This window comes from Ostreibacterium oceani (genome assembly GCF_009362845.1).
Taxonomy (GTDB): Bacteria; Pseudomonadota; Gammaproteobacteria; order Cardiobacteriales; family Ostreibacteriaceae; genus Ostreibacterium; species Ostreibacterium oceani.
Window position 1 is genome coordinate 186,960 of the sequence record NZ_WHNW01000003.1, and the last position, 20,275, is coordinate 207,234.

A 20,275-nucleotide genomic window follows, 5' to 3' on the forward strand; every position below is an offset into this window, starting at 1 on the left:
ACAATTTTTATAAAATTTAGAGGTATGTGTTTTGATTAAACGATTAATGAGAAAATGCTTGATGACTTTAGCAGCATTGCTATTTAGTTCGTTAGGGTTTGCTGATTTTATTGCAGTGGCGCATAATGGTGCCGATCCTAACAGTAGTAATATTACTTTGTATGTTTTTGGTGAGCCTGGGGTGACGGGCGCAATTAATAGCAATGATGGGATATTCAATAATACGGCTTTTACGATTGGTGTCGATGGCTATGTGGAAATTGTCGTGCCGAAATCTCAAATATTATTAAATGCTGATGCAGACAGCATTGAGCAAAAGGCGCTGTTGGTCACATCAAACAGTCCTATCAGCGGCTATCTGCTCAATCAAGACAATCCAACGACGGACATGACTTATTTGCTTGATTTGGAAGCATTAGGGACGGAGTACCGAGTCGTCACCTTCCCTAGCTTAAATGTTAACAGAGCTGCACAAATGTCAATTACGGCGACGGTTGACAATACGACAGTGACGGTTGTGCCTAATGTCGATTTGGATTCAGGGCAACCTGCTGGTGTTCCGTTTAATGTGGTCTTAGATGCTGGGGAATCCGTCTTGTACATCGCCTCAAACGGTACATTAACAGGTAGTTTAGTTAGCGCAGATAACCCGATAGCCGTATTTTCGGGGAATAAGCATCTCTATATTGGAACAAATTCAGCATTTGATCACCTATTTACGCAATTGCCACCAACGAGCCAGTACGCAACAACATACGTCATTCCAGAAACTGAATTTGCGAATGAGGGAAATTTGGTTTATGTCGTGGCAAATACAGATAATACTGAGGTTACCTTAAATGGCGCATTAGTTGCGACTATCAATGCAGGGGAGTTTTATCAATTTGACACCACATCAGGAGATTACTTAACAACCAGTGAGCCTGTTTTGGTCGCGCAACTGCTAAAAAGTAATATCATTGCCGGCGATGGTGACCCAGGGTTAACTTTTCTGCCCGGCGCCGACCAAGGTTTAGACACCTATGTTTTTTTTGCGCCTGATGTGATGGACAGTAATATCGAGCGACATTATCTCTCGATAGCGATTCCAACGAGTGCTTTGGCAAGTTTAACGCTTAATGGCGCTTTGGTGGATACCAGCGGGTTTGTGTCGGTTGCAGGCTCTGGATTTAGTTATGGCAATGTTCAAGTGCCAGCAGGTATGGCAGGCTTAATTGAGGCGGATGAACGATTTATTGCTACGCTGTCAGGTTACGGTAATATTGAAAGTTACTTCACCATACTTGGGACGAGCAATTCCCCAGGCGCGTCGCCTTTGTCAAAAGCAACCCCGGTTCCCAGTTTACATTTTTATAGTTTAGCCTTGGCGGTATTAGGGTTGTTGGGACTAGGGTTGTTGGGGTTAGCTATACGGCGGCGGATTTGTTTGGGCGTGAGTAATACCATTGGTTAATCCCTTACTACACGATAGCATGGAGTGAAGCAAATAGGTCTACAGGCTGAAAAATTCTTATATTTCAATAGGTAGAGCGAATTTAAAAAGCCAGCTATTAAAGCTGGTTTTTTTAATGCCATTAAATCCCCCTGAGCTATAAACGACTAACCGAGAATAAATCGAGAATAAATAAAGCCTAACAAATAAGGGCGAATAGTTCGCAACAACATAAAATCGATTATTTTGTAGCAGGTTCAATGACCTTAAGTCGAGCTTGCTGGACACAATATTGCAAAATAACTTTTTTAAATATTTTTATAAATTATTTTGACAATTATTTTTCAAGTTGTATAATTTGAGAAATAGAATGTTTAAGTTATCTCCTCTTATCCTTTTGGTGGTTGTATTCGTCAGGTATGTTTCATGCCTGACTTTTTTTTGCTCGAAATATTCTGCTCAGAAATAACGCGCTAACCGAAAAGTGATAGCCAGAAAAGTCATAGTTAGCAAATTCATAGTTAGCAAATTCGGGAAAATAGCAATTAAAATAAAGTAACTCGTATTCAAGGCGGTTGACATTTACAGCGGTTGGGATTTACAGCGATTGGGATTTACAGCGATTGGGATTTACAGCGCTTGGCGTTCAGGGCAATCGGTATTTAGCGGTTATCGTTTACAGAAGATGAAGCGGGAAGATAAAGCGGAGGAGATAAAAAAAAGAAATAAAAAAGGGCAACCTGTCGTTGCCCTTGAATGGTTACCGCTTTGAACTTTTATTTTTGTGAATTTTTGTCCAAGCTATTTTTTACATTGTCTGCATTATTTTAATTTTTGCATTACTTACAGTGGATTGACACCAGAGCTGACGCCGATTTTTTGTGAACGTGACTTTTCTTCGATATAGTTAAAGTCGCTGACACGCCCCGTATTGAGGCTGATATAGACTTCTAGATACTGCTCTTCTCGGCGTGCGGTCACTGCATTGCTAGCCAAAAAGCCACCTGCAATGGCACCTAAACTGCCTGCAATGGCACTGCCGCTGCCACCGCCAATTTGGCTGCCTAATGCGCCACCAACCACTGCGCCACCCGTTCCTGCGGCGACTTTTTTGATGCTGTCGTCATTTTTGTATCCGTAAGTGAGTCTCTTCCAACCTTGTTTTTGATTTGTTTTGAGTGTGACGGGTTCACCAAACATTTGTCTAATTTCTGCTTCGCTGGTAATGCCACGCTGAATTTGGTTTACATTGGTTTGGCTAAGTGCCGTTCCCGTGGTGATGCAGCCCGTTAATAATAACGAAAGTAGCACGATAACGCCGTAATGGGAATGCTGTTTTAGCTTTAATAGTGTTGCTTTCATGCGTTACTCCTGATAATTGTGTTTGTATGAGATTAAAAATAATTAACCATTAGATAGTGGAGTATAACAATTTAATCGACATATTCAAAAACTTTTGTGACCGATTTAACGCCACGTATGCGCCGCGCTTTTTCAGCGATGGCGTCGGCTTCTGCGCGAGACACGATGCCCATCAGATAAACATTGCCGCGCTCAGTACTGACATTAATTAAGGTCGGGTCAAAATTTTCCATATTAAGCGAAAGGAGTGCCGTTTTCACTTGTCCCGTAATTGCGCTGTCACTACCACGACTTAACAGGCTGCTTTTAGGGCCGATGATAATGTCGCTCTCGACACGTTTGACGTTAGGCGTATTTTTGACTAGGGTTAGGATTCGTGTGCGTACCTCGTTACTACTGGCTTCACCCGTAACCAGCACAACGCCATTGAATACCGTTAGGTTGGTGTTGCTGTAGTCGTTTAGGTATTTATCGCCGAGTAATGATTTAGTAATGAGCAATTCCAAATTTTTGTCATCAATCACAGTGCCTGGTGTTCTACGGTCGTGGACAGTTTTGGCTGTCGCGCCTGCCGCACCACCGACGACTAAAGCGGTGCAACCGTGCAGTGCGAAAACACTTGAAAGTAACAAAGTAAGGCATAGTTTTTGCAAAGTCAGGTTGGGCATAATCATAATGAGGTCTCCAGTGTTTAAAATGCGGCTTTAATCCATTCAATAGTATAATCTGAAAGTTGATGATTGTGTGTCACGGCGATGACATCAAAACGACAATCAGGTATTTCTGATAATTGTAACAAATAATGCTCGGCGGTTTTGATTATTTTCTGTATTTTTTGCGCAGAGATGGATTCTACGGCGCTCACTTGGGCGTTGATTTGGCGGCTTTTGACTTCGACAAAGACCAGTGTGTTGCCATCTTGCATAATCAAATCAATTTCACCAAAGCGACTGTGGTAATTCTCACAAACCCCTTTAAGCCCTTGTTTTTTTAAAAACTGTTTGGCTATTTTTTCGCAGTGAAACCCTGTTTCGCGGCTGCGGTTATTCTCTGCGTGCCTGCTCTCTGTTCGTCTGTTCTCTGCGCGGCTGTTCTCTGTGCAACTGCTTTCTGTCGCCGCTGCGGGGCGATGGTTTGCAGTCATGCGTTTAATACGTTTGATAAGTTTAATTCGCTTAAAAATAGCGTAACCATATGTAAACATTGGCAATGGCAAGGGTTAATAACATAATCGGGAATGCGCGAATGGTAAATTGAATAAAACCAATCGGTTGTTTGGCTTTGGCGGCGTAAGCAGCAACGGTTAAGTTAGCGCTGGCGCCAATCAGCGAGCCATTGCCGCCAAAACAGGCCCCCAGTGCTAACGACCACCATAGTGGGTGGATAGCTTCACCGCTACCAAAGGTCGATTCGGTCGATTCAATTAACGGAATCATGGTGGCAACAAAAGGGATGTTATCTAAGAGCGCTGATAAAATACCAGAGACCCACAGCACAATAAAGGCAGTTTGCATCATGTCGCCATCGGTAAAATTGATCATTTTTTGGCCGATTTCGTGGAGAATGCCAGTCTGCTCAACGCCAGCAACGATGATAAATAATCCCGCAAAAAAGAAAATCGTTACCCACTCAACTTCGCTGAAAATATGGTGAACGCTTTCGTTTTGTGTTTCGGGGTCTTGCTTCCAGTAAGCTAAAAACAGAATCAGTGCACCGCCAGCCAGTGCGGATGTGCCAGGTTGAATGCCGTAGCTATGCCCAACAGTAAAACCAAAAATAACCAATGCAAGTGTCGCTAGGCTTTTGACGACGAGGCCTTTGTCAGTGATGGCTTCATTTTCTCGAAAGAGCATGATTTTTTCGCGTGCTTCATCGCTTGCCGTTAAGTCTTTGCGATAAATGAGAAATATAATCACAATGACAATAAGCATAGTGAATATGGCGACAGGGGCGAGATTGACTACAAATTGATTAAAGCTTAAATTAGCCGCTGAACCGATGATAATGTTAGGCGGGTCACCAATCAGCGTCGCAGTACCGCCGATATTCGAGGCTAAAATTTCCGCAAAGAAATAAGGAAAAACACGGACGCCCAGCGCATCGGTTATTAGCAACGTAATCGGCGCAATCAGCAGTACCGTCGTGACGTTATCGAGTAGGGCGGAAAACACCATCGTAACCAGCATGAGCATAATCAAAATACCCATTGGATTGGCTTTGACGGACTTGGCCGACTTGATAGCAACGTATTGGAATAGACCCGATTGGCTCGTCACGCTAACAATCACCATCATCCCGATTAATAGCGCCAGCGTATTAAAATCAATCCCATTGATGGCTTGTTCTTGATTTAAAATGCCGAGAATAATCATCAAACCAGCGCCCAGCATGGCTAAAATCGCGCGGTTGATTTTTTCGGTGACTAATACAGCGTAGGTCAGGATTAAAATGGTACCTGCAATCCAAACAGGATCGATGCTGAGTATATCAGCGAGGGCGAAAGTCGCGTCGTGTGAAAGGGCGGGTTGTGTACTCATTGTGTCAGTACCTTAGTTGTTAAAGGGTTGTCATTGGTTTGTTGTTGAATTGTTAAATGGGGTTGCCAAAACGAGTTTGTAAAATCATTCTTTTAGGTCATTCTTTTAGGTCATTCGGCAGGTCATAAGGCCCGAAAATATTATCCAATACTGAGTGAATGGTCAACAGCCCCTTATATTGATGGGTGTTTTCATCGACAATCACGACATGGCGTTTGTATTTATAAAGCAACAAAACACCTTCCAAAATGGGTGTTTCTGGTTTTGCTGTGGGGATATTACTCGCTTCAGATAAATAATCAACCACTTTTTCATCTTGAATGGCTTCAAGTCGCTCGTGAAAGTCGTTTTCTTTCATATGAAAAAAATGTAGATGCCCGATACCTGTGTCGGCATCTTTTCGGTTAGGGTGTATGGTCAGTGCAGTAGGTAGCAGCAGGCGAACGAGTGTGGATGACGTAAAAACACCCAAATACTTACCATCGTCGTCGATGACGGGCAAAAACCGCACGCCTTTTTGACGAATCAGCGGGTAAGCTAGACGCATGGTGTCTGTCGCTTTGAGGACAGGCTGGTCGGTTAGCATAACATCTTTGCAAAGTAGTGACATGGGTTGGTCTCCTGTAGTGTATTTGTTATCGTGTGTTTGTTATCGTGTGTTCTGATTATCGGTAATTTTCTTATTATTTTTTATTTTTTTAAGTCAAAATGTTAGTTGATATACTGAGTTTGTGTTATTTCGTCTAACGTCAACAGCCGTATTGCGCTAGGCGTGGCTTCAACCATCGTGGGGGTGTTTTCCCAATCGCCGAGCACATAGCGCCGATAAGGCTTGCCGTTAGATGGGTATTCGTGTAAGTCTGGGCGGTGCGTGTGGCCATGAATTAGCGTGTTGACTTGGTGGGTTTTCATAACGGTTAATACCGTTTGTTTATTGACATCCATCATGCTTCGCACTTTATTTCGATTCGCCATCTGTGAGCGGATGCGGTAATAACGCGCTTGGGCTTTTCTAACCCAGCGCGGTAAAGATAAAATGCGATGCTGCCATTGCGCTGTCCGTGTCTTGGCGCGAAAATTCTGATAGGCGACGTCGTCTGTGCATAAGGTATCACCGTGCGCGATGAGGGTGCTTTGCCCATACAAATTAATGACGGCGTGCTCGGGTAATAACTGCATTTGACAACGGTCGGCGTAGGATTGCTTTAATAGGAAATCGCGATTGCCGTGTTGGAAATAGATAGGGATGCCGGCTTGGTTGAGTTGTGATAACCTATCTGCGACGCGTTGAGCGGTGTGAGAGAGGCAATCATCACCTAGCCAGTATTCAAATAAATCGCCTAAAATATAAAGCCCATCTATTTGCGTTATCGGTGCTTGGTGTTCGTGGTGTAATCGGGCAATAAAACGCTCAAACATCGCCACACTCTGCGTGTGGCTATCGTCTAAATGTAAATCAGCAATAAAGAATGTTTTTCGCATATGAGGGTGGCAGTAAGCTGGAAGACAATAATAAACGAGAAGAATAAGCTAGAAGGTAATGATATAAGGCAATAAACTAGGAGGCTAGGCAGACTTCTGTCAGACTTCTGTCGTATTACTGTGATGGGCTGACTACGATGACTCCTGTGGTGTCGCGTCTGCCGTGTCTTCGATGACCATTGCTTGATGGATGACGACAGGCTCAACGGGAACATCTTTCATGCCCATATGAACGCCAGTTTTTGTTTGGCCAATGGCTTCAACGACTTCGATGCCTTGGCTGACTTTGCCGAATACCGCGTAGCCCCAGCCTTGCATATTCTCATCACGAAAGTTTAAAAAATCATTGTCCTTGAGATTAATAAAGAATTGCGATGTCGCAGAGTGGGGGTCATTGGTACGTGCCATTGCGATAGTGCCTTTGTCGTTTTTAAGGCCGTTGTTGGCTTCGTTTTTGATGGGGTCATCGGTTGTTTTACGATCCATTGATTCAACGAATCCACCGCCCTGAATCATAAAATCGGCAATCACGCGGTGAAAAATGGTGTCATTGTAAAAACCAGCGCTGACGTACTCTAAAAAATTAGCAGACGTTTTGGGGGCTTTATCCAAATCGAGTGTGATTTCAATATCACCGTGGGTAGTCTTAAGCATTACTTTTGTCATAGAAATTCGCTGTGCCTCTTAAATTAATAGTGATTAGAAATGGAATATTTTTATAGTATAACTGAAAAAAACGTTAAATTGTTGTACACTTTCTCCTTTATGCTGCGATTCATTCTAAATCAATAAACGTTGAGGACAATGTGCTAAAAATTCATAATTCACTAACACGCCAAAAAGAAGTATTCACCCCAATAACGCCTGATATTGTTAATATGTACGTTTGTGGTATTACCGTTTATGACTATTGTCATATCGGTCATGCGCGTATGCTGGTGGTATTTGATATGGTGGTGCGTTATTTGCGCTACAGTGGCTATCAGGTTAATTATGTAAGGAATATTACCGATATTGACGATAAAATTATTGCCCGTGCTAATGAAAATAACGAACCAATTGATGCGTTGACGGCACGATTTAGCACCGCGATGCACCAAGACGAAACGGCATTAAAATGCTTGGCGCCGACGATTGAGCCCCGCGCAACCGAGGCCGTTAACGAGATGATTGCGTTAATTGAGGCCTTAATTGCCAAAGGCCACGCTTATGTGGCCAGTAGCAAAGACGTGCTTTATGCAGTTGATAGCTTTGCTGATTATGGCAAGCTGGCTAACCAAAACCTAGATGAATTACAAGCAGGTCAGCGGGTTGAAGTGGACACAGGCAAACGCAGTGCCTTAGATTTTGTCCTATGGAAATCAGCAAAGCCTAATGAGCCTGCATGGGATTCGCCGTGGGGCAAAGGTCGCCCTGGTTGGCATATCGAATGTTCGGCGATGGCCAAAGCCAACCTTGGCGATCATTTTGATATACACGGTGGCGGATTGGATTTGAAATTTCCGCATCACGAGTGTGAAATCGCCCAATCAGAACCGGTTTGTGGTAAACACGTTAATTATTGGATGCACAATGGATTTGTGCAAGTGGATTCAGAAAAAATGTCAAAATCATTGGGTAATTTTTTTACGATTCGTGATGTGCTGGACAAATTTTCAGGCGAAGTTATTCGCTTTTTTGTGATTGGAACACATTACCGCAGCCCGCTAAACTACAGTGACAGCGGGCTACAAGACGCTGAAAATGGATTGGCAAGACTCTATACCACGCTTAGAAATACCGCGTCTTTTGATGTGGATGCCTCTGCACTACGGCTGGAATACCCTGAGTTTTTCGCGGCAATGGATGATGATTTTAATACAGCAAAGGCAATCAGTGTCTTGTTTTCTGTTGCTAAAACGATTAATAAAACAGTCGATAGCGAGCAAAAAAATTACTTGGCGAGTGCCCTTAAAGCCCTCGGCGGCGTTTTAGGTATTTTGCAAGATAATCCCGATGATTTTTTACAGGCAGGCAGTAAAGACGATGCCAAAGCAATAGCGGATTTGATTTTGGCTCGTCACGCCGCGCGTGCAGACAAAGATTTTGCGCGCGCAGATGCAATTAGAGACCAGCTAGATGCCATGGGCGTTGCGATAGAAGACAATGCCGGCCAAACGAGTTGGCGTTACAAATAGCACATATAGCACATCACATATAGCATACAATTAAGCACAAACAGCATATTAAAGACAGGTGATGCTAAGCATAAGGTCGATAGCTTGACCTAAAAGCGATATGAAAAATACAGGTTTTTTAAATAGCTATCGATATCAGGGGTAAAAAGCTGAAATAATCGTTGACGAAACGAAGGCGCGTCAGTAAGATATCCACTCCGCAACGGCAGACAACTTTGCGGGTGTTGCTGTATGTGAATACTCGGAGCATAGCGCAGTCTGGTAGCGCATCTGGTTTGGGACCAGAGGGTCGGGGGTTCGAATCCCTCTGCTCCGACCACTTTTTACCGCATATTGCGCGCTCGTAGCTCAACTGGATAGAGCATCGGCCTTCTAAGCCGAGGGTTGCAGGTTCGAGTCCTGCCGAGCGCGCCATCTTATATTATGGTGGGTATAGCTCAGTTGGTTAGAGCGCTGGATTGTGATTCCGGAGGTCGTGGGTTCGAACCCCATTACTCACCCCATTTATTGCCTTCAATTACGACTATTGCACCATTACTAGCATTATCTATTCAATCACGCCAATCGCGCCAAACGCTATTACAAACACCATTGATATACCCATGTTTGCCAGTGATTACCAGTAACTGCCAGTAATTACGTAAATCTTTATCAAATGCCCCCCATGAAATTTTGACACAACGCTTTCCGCATCACTGATTTATGCAAGACTTTTCAACCCGTGTCCTCGCTTGGTATGACGTATATGGCCGCAAGCATCTACCTTGGCAAGCGCCAGGTAACCCGAATTATATTTACTACACTTGGGTATCTGAAATCATGCTACAGCAAACCCAAGTGACGACAGTTATTCCGTATTTTAATGCGTTTATTGCGCGTTTTCCTGATGTTAACGCCTTGGCGATTGCTGACAGTGATGAAGTGATGGCGCTATGGGCAGGACTAGGCTATTACGCACGGGCGCGCCACCTGCACCAAGCGGCAAAAATCATTCACAATGATTATCAGGGTCGTTTTCCCGATACGTTTGATTCACTGCAAGCGCTACCTGGCATTGGGCGCTCTACAGCGGGGGCGATTTTGTCGTTGGCTTTGGGGCAGCGTCATGCCATTTTGGATGGTAATGTAAAGCGTGTTTTATGCCGGCATGCGAGGGTGGCAGGGCATCCGAGTCAAGCAAAAGTCAGCCAAGCGTTATGGCGATTGGCTGAAAACTATACGCCGAACGAGCGCTGTGCGAGTTACACGCAGGCCATGATGGACTTGGGTGCAACGGTTTGTACGCGAACAAAGCCTAAATGCCACCAATGTCCAGTGCAGGTTGATTGTCAAGCTCGTATTGATGGTTGTGTTAGTGAGTATCCATCGAAAAAAACAAAGAAAGCCCTTCCGCTTAAACAGGTGATTTTTTGGTTAGTGACAGATAATACGCGCGTGTATTTGGAAAAACGTCCTGATACCGGTATTTGGGGCGGGTTATGGGGGCTGCCTGAATCACCGGTAGAAGTGGAAGTTGAGGCACAGGCTGAGGCGCAGACTGAGGCGCAGACTGAGGCACAGGCTGAGGCACAGGCTGAGGCACAGACTGAGGCGACGGTGAATCAATTAATAGCAGATAAGCTTGATGCATTACTTGATACGTTATCAGTGAGCTTGTTGATGGTTGAAAAAAAAGCCTTATTGCAGCATGCATTTACGCATTATCGTCTGCAAATTCACCCCGTGTTGGTTACGGTTGATGCCTTGCCGCAAGGCGTATTAATCGAAGCTTTAACCGTGACTAGTCAAAATAAAACGGTTGATGTGGCGATGCCAACGCCTGTTGCAAAGCTAATTGAAAAGCTGGCCAACGGGTTGTTAGGTTGATACCGTGATTAGCACGTTGGCTAGTACGTTGGCTAGCACGTTGGCTAGGGTGTCGATTGGCGCGTTGGCGGCGAATTAAGTGCAATGCCGCTTTACATTTGGTCATTTATCACTACAATAGGCAATCTGTTAAGTCGGAGCGTAGCGCAGCCTGGTAGCGCACTTGTCTGGGGGACAAGGGGTCGGAGGTTCAAATCCTCTCGTTCCGACCATTTAACGCCATGTAGCGGCGCTTGGTAGTGCTTGGTAGTGCCTGGTAGTGCCTGGTAGTAATTGGCAACGTCTGGCAGCATCTAACAGGGATTTAGCTGAGTTCTAGCTGAGTTAAACAAAAGCACTATACCCACCATTGCCCCTTACCCATAGCCTGTTAATCCCCTGTCAATCTCCTGTCAATCCCTTGTTAATCCCTTGTTAATCGTTTACGCTGAGCAAATTCACAAACACGTGCCAAGGTAAATCGTTACACGCCCTGCGTTTGAAAAAATCAAATAGCAAATCAAATAACAAATCAAATAGCACCCAAATCCTAACAAAATGATGAATCATGCGTACTTAGCATTGATTTTTTATGCTGATACCACCATACTATCCCTATGGTTAGTTGATTTTTTGTATGCTTATAGATGGTTTTAGCGTCGAAAATAAATAGAAAAATCAACGCCGCTAACACGAATCACCTAATAATTACATAATAAATTACCTAATAATCACATAAGTATTCATAAGTCACTGATGTCAAAAAACGCACAAACTGATAATCAAAGTCTTGTTCTATTTGAAAGAAAACAAGCAGTTGAAACGCCCGCTTTGTACCATGTTGTGCTACTAAACGATGACTATACACCGATGGATTTTGTGATTGAAGTGTTGATGGTTTTGTTTAAAAAAAGTTATCAGCAAGCGCATGAGATTACCATGCAGGTTCATCAACATGAACGTGGCATAGCGGGGACTTACCCCAAAGAAATTGCAGTGGAAAAAATGACACAAGTGACGCTCTCGGCAAAAGCCAATGAATTTCCACTTCGCTGTATTACAGAGCGCGCTTAGGAGACCCCGATGATTGATAAGAACCTTGAGAAAACACTGAATTTGGCCTTTGTTAAGGCAAACCAAGCACGTTTTGAATTTTTCACTACTGAACACGTCTTGCTTGCCTTGGTTGAAGAGGATTCATTTACACGCGATGCACTTATTAGTTTGGCGGTCGATGTAACCGAATTGGCGAACAATTTACGGGGATTTTTACAGCACAGCTGCCCTAAACTCAGCAATCGCGAAGACAACACAGTACCGACGTCGGCATTTCATCGTATTATTGATCGGGCGAGTGCGCAAAGAAAATCAGCGGGCAAAGACATTGCCAATGGGCTACACCTGCTCATTTCAATGATGGATGAGACAGAAAGCCATGCGGTTTATTTTCTTAAAAAACAAAATATCAATAAGTTAGACTTGATGCAGCTGGCATCACGGCAAGATACGGATGAGATGCCAAGTGACGAAGAAAACGAAGGCAGCAGCAATCCGTTGACACAGTTTTGTCATCATTTAAATGCCATTGCCGAGCAAGGCGGTATTGACCCGCTAATTGGCCGCGAGATGGAGGTAGAGCGTGTTATCCAAGTCTTGTCTAGACGGCGTAAAAACAATCCAATATTGGTCGGTGAAGCAGGTGTTGGTAAGACCGCCATCGCTGAGGGGCTGGCGAAAAAAATCGTGGATGGCGATGTGCCACCTGTATTGGCAGATACCCAGATTTATGCGGTTGATTTAGGGGCAATGGTTGCTGGCACGAAATATCGCGGCGATTTTGAAAAGCGGGTTAAGTCTTTGATTAGCGCGTTGATTAAAATGGATGATGTGATTATTTTTATCGATGAAATTCATACCTTGTTGGGCGCTGGGGCGACATCGGATAGTACGTTGGATGCCTCTAACTTATTAAAACCTGCGTTATCGGCAGGACAAATTCGTTGTATTGGCGCGACAACCCACAAAGAATACAAGCAAAGCTTTGAAAAAAATGCCGCCTTGGCACGCCGCTTTCAAAAAATTAACATAGACGAGCCTAGCAAAGAAAATACCGTGGCGATTCTCGACGGCCTCAAGCCTAAATTTGAAAAATTCCATCAAGTCAAATACCATAAAACTGCCATAGAAACAGCGGTAGAACTGGCGGATAAATTTATTCATGACCGCTATTTTCCAGATAAAGCGATTGACTTAATTGATGAAGCTGGGGCCAGCGCTAAGATTCGTGTACCACGCAAAAAAAGTGTGAGCAAAAAAGACATTGAAACCGTCCTCGCTAAAATGGTGAATATCCCGTCTCAGACTGTCTCGACAGATGATAAAAAACTGCTGAAACAACTAGAAAAATCGTTGCAACAAAAGATTTTTGGCCAAGACGCGGCGATTACGGCATTGGTGTCTGCGATTAAGCTATCGCGCGCAGGACTCAAAGCGCCTGACCAGCCGATTGGGGCGTTTTTATTCGCCGGTCCAACAGGGGTCGGAAAAACGGAAGTGGCAAAGCAACTCGCTGAACAATTGGCAATTCAGTTTGTGCGATTTGATATGTCAGAATATATGGAATCGCATACGGTGTCTCGTCTGATTGGTTCGCCACCAGGGTATGTCGGTTATGACCAAGGCGGGCTGCTCACGGATACGGTTGCCAATAATCCGCACTGTGTCCTGTTATTAGATGAAATTGAAAAAGCCCATCCAGACATTTTTAATTTACTATTGCAGGTGATGGATTATGGCAAACTCACTGACAGCAATGGCAAGACGGTGAATTTTAGCAATGTGATTCTGATTATGACCAGTAATGTCGGCGCAAGTACGCTAGAAAAACAAAGCATTGGTTTTACACTCGGACTCAATCGTGATACGGCAATCGATATTTCGCCCTCGCTTAAGCGGACATTTAGCCCCGAGTTTAGAAATCGGTTGAGTGATGTGATTCAGTTCTCACCGTTGGCACGAGGCGAAATCCTGAAAATCATCGATAAATTTATCGATGATTTAAATCAAACGCTAATCGACCAAGGTATTACGCTAACACTATCAGCGAATGCTAAAAATTGGTTGCTGGACAAGGGTTATGATACGTTGATGGGCGCTCGCCCCATGTCTCGATTAATTAATCAGCAAATCAAGATGCCCTTGTCAGAAAAAATCTTGTTCGGTGATTTGACCAAAGGCGGAGACGTGGTGGTGAATGTCGATAACCGATTGGATCAGCTGGTGTTGAAAAGCCAAAAACGACAGTTGGCGAAATCAACGACCTGATGGGACGTAAGACTGGCCTTTGTTAACTAGTTTCTGTTAACTGGTGTCGATGAAATCTAACACCAATAATACGAATAGCCAATAATACTAGCCAATAATGCCAATACCCAATAATACGAATACAACCATTCGAATAAAATGCAGCGGAAATAGGAATAAACCGCTGCATTTTGGTTTGTTTCTGCGCTAGTATTTATGGCGCTAGTTGGGTGTTAGTTTTTTACAGTTCTTTTAGCTATCCTTGTAGCAGCCCCTGTAATAGCCCCTGCCAAAGCCTTTTTAGCAACTGAAGAAACCCTGCAGATAACCCAGCCGATAACCCTGCAGACAACCCTGCAGACAACTCAGGCGAAAATATTAGCGATTTTCTAGCGTGTTGGGTGTTTGATAGGAAGTTCCTTCGACATAGCCGCCGTCGAGATTTTGATTGCGTGGGATACTATGGCTGTAGCCACGTGTTCTAAAAGACGCAGCCGATTTGTCAGGTGACTGTCTGACTTCGTGGTGGCGCATTGAGCAACCCGCAGTAAAGGTGGTCAGTGCTAGGCAAGCCATCAGGGTAAATAAAGGTTTCATTGTATTCTCCGAGTAATTTTTGATAACAAGTGATTGTTTAAAGCCATTGTTTAAAACTATTGTTTAAAGCTATTGTAAAGCGTCGATAGCAAAAAGGCGAATATATAGCGTTACTTATAGCGTTATTTATCGTCGATGGTTAATTGATAAAAGGGAAATGAGAGTTGCTGGCGCACCGAAAATCGTATTGATTATTCTCAAACAAGCCATGCGTGCAATTGGCTTTGAGTGCTTCGATGGCTTTGGGGCGGTAATCACCTGCACCTTTTTTATCCAACGGAATGCCTGCGTCAATTAAAATACGGTCGCTTTCTTGAAGCGCGTCGTAATAAGGCTTTAATCCATCGTAAAGGACATAGCCGATACCTGCTAAAATCACTAAAAAAATAACTTTTCCCATAGTAATATCCTATTCTAATAATTTGCTGTAATAATCTGTTGTAACGACCTCATAGTTAGTGTCGTTAATATCAGGCGTTAAAAAAATAATAATAATTTGATGCTAATTGTAGCGAATTTATCCGTTTTGGCAACCTTATTTAGCCGTTATTTAACGGTTTTAAAACATAAATCTCGCACTTCGTGCCCTAATTTGAGACCACGTCGTTCAAATTTGGTTTCGGGGCGGTAACTGGGTTTTTCTTTTGGGTTGTTCGTGATGTCGCTAAAACCCGCTAGAGACGCCATCACATCAACAACGTGTTCGGCATAGGGTACCCAGTCGGTTGCCACGTGAAAAATTGCATCGGGCTTTAACACGCGGTGCAACGCACGGCAAAAATGGGGCTGTACAAGGCGGCGTTTAAAGTGTCTTTTTTTATGCCAAGGGTCAGGGAAAAACAGTTGCACACGGTCTAGGCAATTGTCAGGCAACATGTGTTCGATAAACTCAACGGCATCATGTGCTATGATTTTGACGTTTTGGCAGGCATTTTCTTGGGCGAGTAATAAAGCGCGCCCGACGCCGGGGCGATGGACTTCTGCACCGATAAATAGCGTTTCAGGGTGATTTTTCGCTATGGTAATAAAAGACTCACCATTGCCAAAACCTATTTCTAGGACGACTTGGGGGTATTTTTTTTCGGCAATTGTACCCATGTCCATTCGTCGTTTGGTAAAATCGATACCAAACGCAGGCCAATATTCAGTCAGCGCTTGCCGTTGTCCATCGGTTAATCGGCCGTGGTGTCTGACAAAGCTTTTGATGGGCGGTGAGTTTTCGCTTAGCTGTCTGCCAGTGCTTTTATCAGGGCTTCTGTCAGGGCTTTGCGATGTGTCTTTGAAATCAGTCACGTTGAATATCAGTTGCGCTAAATATACCGTTACTTTGAAATGAAAATTTGACGTGAGTTATTGTTTTTTGTTTTGTTGGAAAAACGCCTCTAACTCAACGACATCTCGGCTGGGTAGTACACAATAGCTCTCCGCGCCATCATTCACGCTTTTTATTTCACCGCCGACATCACGACAAAAATCACGGGCGTTGGTAGCGCTAGATTGGGGTTGATTAGACGCGCATGCACCGATGAGTAGTGTTGCAGCGATTGTGGTGGCGTAAATACCTTTTTGATTCATGGTGTTCCTCCTAATAGTGGGTCGTTGGTTATTTCATTTGTCGGTGGTTTAGCAGTGTATCCAAATTAATCGTGCCGCAAATTAATCGTGCCGTGATAAACCGTGCGCGCAGGGCCTGCCATCCAAATATGCCCCGCTTGATCAATACGAATACGAATTTCTCCACCGCGTACTTTAACGCAAACGGGCGCATTAATTGCATCAATTGCATTAACTGCTTGTGCGGCATAGACTGCGGCGCAGACACCTGTGCCGCAGGCATCGGTTTCACCCGCGCCGCGCTCGTAAGTGCGTTGTGTGGCGGTGTGTTTGTCTAGTATTTCAATAAAATTCACATTAACCGATTCGGGAAAATAATCAGATTGTTGGATGTGCTTAGCCAGCGTTTCAATCGATTGCTGCCACAAGTTGCTAATAAATAAGACCACATGCGGATTCCCCATCGATAAGACACTAACGGGCAGGGGGGCGCCGTCAATGATAATGTCATAGCTTGCCGCGGGATTTTGTGCGCTGGCGTCTATATTAAATGGAATATCGCGTGGCGCTAAAATTGGTTTACCCATATCGACTTCGATATCGTCGTCGTTTCGATAGGTGATATACAGGGGGCCTTTTTTTATATTCACGCACAAGGTATGTTTGTCCGTGAGGCGTTGATCGATAACAAATTTGGCAAAGCAACGCGCGCCATTGCCACAATGCTCGACTTCGCTACCATCACAGTTGAAAATACGGTAATTAAAATCCACCGATGGCGTGCTAGGTGGCTCGACAACGAGTAGTTGGTCGAACCCAATCCCTGTTTTGCGATTGCCCAATTTGGCGATGGTGGCACTATCTAGGGAAAACGGGGTCTGCGTGGCATCGATCACGACAAAGTCATTGCCCAGTCCGTGCATTTTGTGAAAGGTTAAAGTCGTCATGATGGATTGATTGGTTTCTTTATTTCTGATTGGTTTGTGGCTAATTCAGTTGCGCTTAATTTAGCCGTGCTTAGTTCAACCGCGCTTAGTTCAGTTGCTGATAATACGGTCAGTGTATCACCTTCGACTTGCCACGCAATAGCTAATGTATAGATTTGGCTGTAATAAATTCGCGGTGATGCAGGTGTGGCTTTGTCCGCGATTTTTTCTGCGCTTCTGCCAGCAGTTTTGCCTGCAGTTTTGCCGTGATAAGCAGGGCGTGCATCGTGTGCCAATAATTCAGACACGAGCGGCATGACAGGCACGGCATGTTGTTGCTCGTACTGTGTTAATTGTTGCCTTGCGGTTTCGCGGTAGCGCACGTCAAAGCACCTAACGGGGGCGCTGTTTGCCCAAGTCGATGTCGCGCTGTTGATGCTGTCGGCATAGGGTAGATAGGGCTTGATGTCATAAATCGGGGTGTTGTCAACCATATCCACCCCCATGACATGGATTTGTTGGTGGGCGCTATCAATCGTATCTAGTTTGACGGCAGATAGCCCTAAGTTATTGGGGCGAAACGGGCTGCGCGTGGTAAATACGTTGGTTTTTTGGTTGCCACCTAAGCGTGGTGGGCGCACCGCGAGTGATTTGTCGGTATGCTGGTGTAGGTGCAGCCCCCAAATAAGCCAATAATGCGAATGGGCGCGAAAATCTTGTAACCTATCCGCATCGGCAAAGTCAGGGCAAAATTGTATGATGCCCTTGGCTTGATTGACCAAGCCTGATTGCCTAGGGACGGTGAATTTATCCCGAAACGGTGTGCGAATCCAGGCAATGGGTTCGAGAGATTGGTGGCCGTCATTCATTGAATATTTATTGATTCACGCTAATTTATTATTGATTTACGCTTGATTTATTGGGCGAGGTGATCGCGTGTATCGGTAAAGTTGACATCAGGAAAGCGTTCTTGCGCCATGCTTAAATTGACGCGACTTGGCGCAATATAGACCAACTGGTCGTAGTGGTCTTTGGCGAGATACTGCGCGTTTTTGTCGCAAAATTGCTTAAATAGCTTATCATCGTCGCATTGCACCCAGCGTGCGGTGGTTACCGGGATGGCTTCAAAGGTGCAATTGACATTGTATTCTACCAGTAACCGTGATTGTACGACTTCAAATTGCAATACGCCGACCGCGCCTAGAATTAAATCGCTACCCATCACGGGGCGAAAAAACTGGGTTGCGCCTTCTTCGCAGAGTTGGGCGAGTCCTTTTAATAGGGCTTTCATTTTGAGCGGGTCTTTGATCTGCACGCGGCGAAACAGTTCAGGGGCAAAATCAGGTATGCCTTTGAATTGCAGCTGTTCGCCAGCGGTAAACGTATCACCGATGCGAATCGTGCCGTGGTTGTGAAGCCCAATGATGTCACCTGCGTAAGCGTCTTCGACATTCTCGCGTTCGATAGACATAAAAGTCAGCGCGTCTGAGATACGCACATCCCGTGCGAGGCGGACATGGCGGCATTTCATGCCTTTGCTGAATTGCCCCGAGCAAATACGCAAAAAAGCCACGCGGTCGCGGTGCTTAGGGTCCATATTGGCTTGGATTTTAAAGACAAAGCCAGTGAAGTGGTTTTCGTCCGCGAGGACGGTGCGCTCAATGGCATCGTGGGCTCTGGGTGCAGGGGCTTCGTCAACAAAGCCGTCTAGCATTTCGGCAACGCCAAAATTTGAAATGGCAGAGCCAAAATAAACTGGCGTGAGTTTACCCGCCAAATACGCCTCGCGGTCAAAGGCATTGGATGCCTCGCGAATGAGCGCCACTTCATCACGAAAAGCCGCCGCTTCGTCAGCCCCTAATAGGGTGTCTAGCGCCTCGTTATCAATGCCGTGGATAACTTCGGCGGTGTTGATTTGATGGTTTTTGCCGTGCGCGTAGCAGTGAATGGTATCGTTTAGCAAGTGGTACACGCCTTTGAGGCGTTTGCCCATGCCGATAGGCCACGTAATGGGTGCGCAGCGAATCGATAAATCATTTTCGACTTCATCGAGCAGTTCCATGGGGTCGCGACCTTCGCGGTCTAGTTTATTGATAAAGGTGAAAATCGGCGTGTCGCGCAGACGGCAAACGTCCATTAATTTGCGCGTACGGTCTTCTACGCCTTTGGCGCAATCAATGACCATCAGTGCCGAATCAACGGCGGTGAGCGTTCGATAGGTGTCTTCTGAGAAATCTTCGTGCCCAGGGGTGTCGAGCAAGTTGATGATTTTGTCGCGATACGGAAACTGCATAACCGACGAGGTGATAGAAATGCCGCGTTCTTGCTCCATTGCCATCCAGTCCGAGGTGGCGTGTTTGTCGGATTTGCGGCCTTTGACGGTGCCTGCGCTTTGAATCGCGCCGCCGAAGAGCAGTAGTTTTTCGGTCAGTGTCGTCTTTCCCGCGTCAGGGTGGGAGATAATGGCAAAGGTGCGCCGTTGGTTGATTTCTTGGGTGATAGGGTTCATTGAATAGGTCGCTGTAGGTTGTGTTGTTGTCGCTGTTTTGTTGCTGTTGTGTTGCTGTTGTGTTGCTGATTCTATGGTGCGCTATTGTAACGATTTTGCGGGGAAAAAGCGACATGAAATAATGGCGAAGTAGTGCGTGCGCTAGCTGGTCGTTTGGCTGGTCGTTTGGCTGACGGGTAGTGTAAACGCTGTGGGTGAGAGTTAGTCTGATTTTCTCGTAAGATATATGACTATTTTTGTTGATTTTTGGCGTATTAAGCAGTATGATGAACGAGTGTGTGCTAATCATCATAATACATAACAATCAGGCAATCAGTGATAGGCCAATGACAGGCGCTTAACAGAATGCGTAATAGGCGACGATTATTATTTATGTAATCAGATGATTAATGGGTTTGTGAATGGGTTTATGTGTAAGAAATCCTCGCGTTGTTTACAGTTAGGTTAACTCAAAGTAGTGACTAAGTATCTCATAAGGTGTTGCGTTGTTCAAACTTTTGTGCGGTTTGACAGTATTGTAAAAATTGATGAATCGATTTAATTCCAATCGT

At 44.8% G+C, this 20,275-nt stretch carries 19 protein-coding genes, 4 tRNA genes and 1 pseudogene; 9 read left to right on the forward strand and 15 right to left on the reverse strand.

All coding sequences use genetic code 11. From position 1 onward, the window contains the following. The first annotated feature begins 61 nt into the window (after window positions 1–61). Window positions 62–1,453, forward strand: a complete 1,392-nt coding sequence (locus GCU85_RS04240; RefSeq protein WP_152809689.1) for an IgGFc-binding protein — start codon at window positions 62–64, stop codon at window positions 1,451–1,453. Window positions 1,454–2,275: 822 nt separating this feature from the next. Here the strand turns inward: GCU85_RS04240 and GCU85_RS04245 are convergent. From GCU85_RS04245 to GCU85_RS04275, 7 genes are all read right to left on the reverse strand, one after another. Continuing rightward, window positions 2,276–2,794, reverse strand: coding sequence for a hypothetical protein (locus GCU85_RS04245; protein WP_152809691.1), 519 nt, complete (start codon window positions 2,792–2,794; stop codon window positions 2,276–2,278). A gap of 71 nt (window positions 2,795–2,865) precedes the next feature. Then, entirely contained in the window at window positions 2,866–3,468 is a 603-nt protein-coding gene (locus tag GCU85_RS04250; protein ID WP_152809693.1) for a BON domain-containing protein, read from the reverse strand. 17 nt (window positions 3,469–3,485) lie between these two features. Next, window positions 3,486–3,938 (reverse strand): YraN family protein, encoded by a 453-nt coding sequence (locus GCU85_RS04255; RefSeq protein WP_152809695.1) that lies wholly within the window; start codon window positions 3,936–3,938, stop codon window positions 3,486–3,488. Between the two features lie 31 nt (window positions 3,939–3,969). Continuing rightward, window positions 3,970–5,331, reverse strand: a complete 1,362-nt coding sequence (locus GCU85_RS04260) for an ArsB/NhaD family transporter (RefSeq protein ID WP_152809697.1) — start codon at window positions 5,329–5,331, stop codon at window positions 3,970–3,972. Window positions 5,332–5,428: 97 nt separating this feature from the next. Then, a complete protein-coding gene (locus tag GCU85_RS04265; protein WP_152809699.1) occupies window positions 5,429–5,941 on the reverse strand; it encodes a CBS domain-containing protein in 513 nt (170 codons plus the stop codon). 101 nt (window positions 5,942–6,042) lie between these two features. Beyond that, window positions 6,043–6,813, reverse strand: a complete 771-nt coding sequence (locus GCU85_RS04270; RefSeq protein WP_152809701.1) for a UDP-2,3-diacylglucosamine diphosphatase — start codon at window positions 6,811–6,813, stop codon at window positions 6,043–6,045. Window positions 6,814–6,945: 132 nt separating this feature from the next. Then, the gene (locus GCU85_RS04275; RefSeq protein WP_152809703.1) at window positions 6,946–7,479 is read right to left on the reverse strand and encodes a peptidylprolyl isomerase; all 534 of its coding nucleotides are present in this window, start codon (window positions 7,477–7,479) and stop codon (window positions 6,946–6,948) included. 140 nt (window positions 7,480–7,619) lie between these two features. Between GCU85_RS04275 and cysS the strand changes: the two genes are divergently transcribed. The 8 genes from cysS (at window position 7,620) to clpA (ending at window position 14,159) form a co-directional block, all read left to right on the forward strand. After that, window positions 7,620–8,990 carry a cysteine--tRNA ligase gene (gene cysS / locus GCU85_RS04280; RefSeq protein ID WP_328592786.1) on the forward strand — a complete coding sequence of 457 codons (1,371 nt, stop codon included), beginning with the start codon at window positions 7,620–7,622 and terminating at the stop codon, window positions 8,988–8,990. A gap of 242 nt (window positions 8,991–9,232) precedes the next feature. Next, window positions 9,233–9,309: transfer RNA gene (locus tag GCU85_RS04285), tRNA-Pro, on the forward strand. 18 nt (window positions 9,310–9,327) lie between these two features. Further along, window positions 9,328–9,404, forward strand: a tRNA-Arg gene (locus GCU85_RS04290). A gap of 12 nt (window positions 9,405–9,416) precedes the next feature. Beyond that, window positions 9,417–9,493: transfer RNA gene (locus GCU85_RS04295), tRNA-His, on the forward strand. A gap of 199 nt (window positions 9,494–9,692) precedes the next feature. After that, window positions 9,693–10,856, forward strand: a complete 1,164-nt coding sequence (gene mutY, locus GCU85_RS04300) for an A/G-specific adenine glycosylase (RefSeq protein ID WP_152809705.1) — start codon at window positions 9,693–9,695, stop codon at window positions 10,854–10,856. Between the two features lie 135 nt (window positions 10,857–10,991). Next, window positions 10,992–11,068, forward strand: a tRNA-Pro gene (locus GCU85_RS04305). Between the two features lie 523 nt (window positions 11,069–11,591). Next, a complete protein-coding gene (locus GCU85_RS04310; protein WP_152809707.1) occupies window positions 11,592–11,909 on the forward strand; it encodes an ATP-dependent Clp protease adaptor ClpS in 318 nt (105 codons plus the stop codon). Window positions 11,910–11,918: 9 nt separating this feature from the next. Beyond that, window positions 11,919–14,159, forward strand: coding sequence for an ATP-dependent Clp protease ATP-binding subunit ClpA (clpA, locus tag GCU85_RS04315; protein WP_152809710.1), 2,241 nt, complete (start codon window positions 11,919–11,921; stop codon window positions 14,157–14,159). 357 nt (window positions 14,160–14,516) lie between these two features. On the opposite strand, the gene GCU85_RS04320 is transcribed toward clpA, so the two are convergent. The 8 genes and pseudogenes from GCU85_RS04320 to GCU85_RS10445 all read right to left on the reverse strand — a co-directional run. Then, on the reverse strand, window positions 14,517–14,735 hold the full coding sequence (locus GCU85_RS04320; RefSeq protein ID WP_152809713.1) for a hypothetical protein: 219 nt from the start codon (window positions 14,733–14,735) through the stop codon (window positions 14,517–14,519). 139 nt (window positions 14,736–14,874) lie between these two features. Next, a complete protein-coding gene (locus GCU85_RS04325; protein WP_152809715.1) occupies window positions 14,875–15,135 on the reverse strand; it encodes a hypothetical protein in 261 nt (86 codons plus the stop codon). A 146-nt stretch (window positions 15,136–15,281) separates the two neighbouring features. Then, window positions 15,282–15,941 carry a tRNA (guanosine(46)-N7)-methyltransferase TrmB gene (gene trmB, locus GCU85_RS04330; RefSeq protein ID WP_328592792.1) on the reverse strand — a complete coding sequence of 220 codons (660 nt, stop codon included), beginning with the start codon at window positions 15,939–15,941 and terminating at the stop codon, window positions 15,282–15,284. 144 nt (window positions 15,942–16,085) lie between these two features. Beyond that, window positions 16,086–16,310, reverse strand: a complete 225-nt coding sequence (locus GCU85_RS04335) for a DUF333 domain-containing protein (protein ID WP_152809719.1) — start codon at window positions 16,308–16,310, stop codon at window positions 16,086–16,088. 65 nt (window positions 16,311–16,375) lie between these two features. Continuing rightward, window positions 16,376–17,236: a diaminopimelate epimerase gene (gene dapF, locus GCU85_RS04340; protein ID WP_152809721.1), complete on the reverse strand. Its 861-nt coding sequence runs from the start codon at window positions 17,234–17,236 to the stop codon at window positions 16,376–16,378. After that, on the reverse strand, window positions 17,233–18,084 hold the full coding sequence (tsaA, locus tag GCU85_RS04345) for a tRNA (N6-threonylcarbamoyladenosine(37)-N6)-methyltransferase TrmO (RefSeq protein WP_152809723.1): 852 nt from the start codon (window positions 18,082–18,084) through the stop codon (window positions 17,233–17,235). Before tsaA ends, dapF begins: the two co-directional genes overlap by 4 nt. A 47-nt stretch (window positions 18,085–18,131) precedes the next feature. Beyond that, entirely contained in the window at window positions 18,132–19,724 is a 1,593-nt protein-coding gene (locus GCU85_RS04350; RefSeq protein ID WP_152809724.1) for a peptide chain release factor 3, read from the reverse strand. A gap of 439 nt (window positions 19,725–20,163) precedes the next feature. Further along, window positions 20,164–20,275: pseudogene (locus tag GCU85_RS10445) on the reverse strand (integrase core domain-containing protein); the annotation flags it as partial.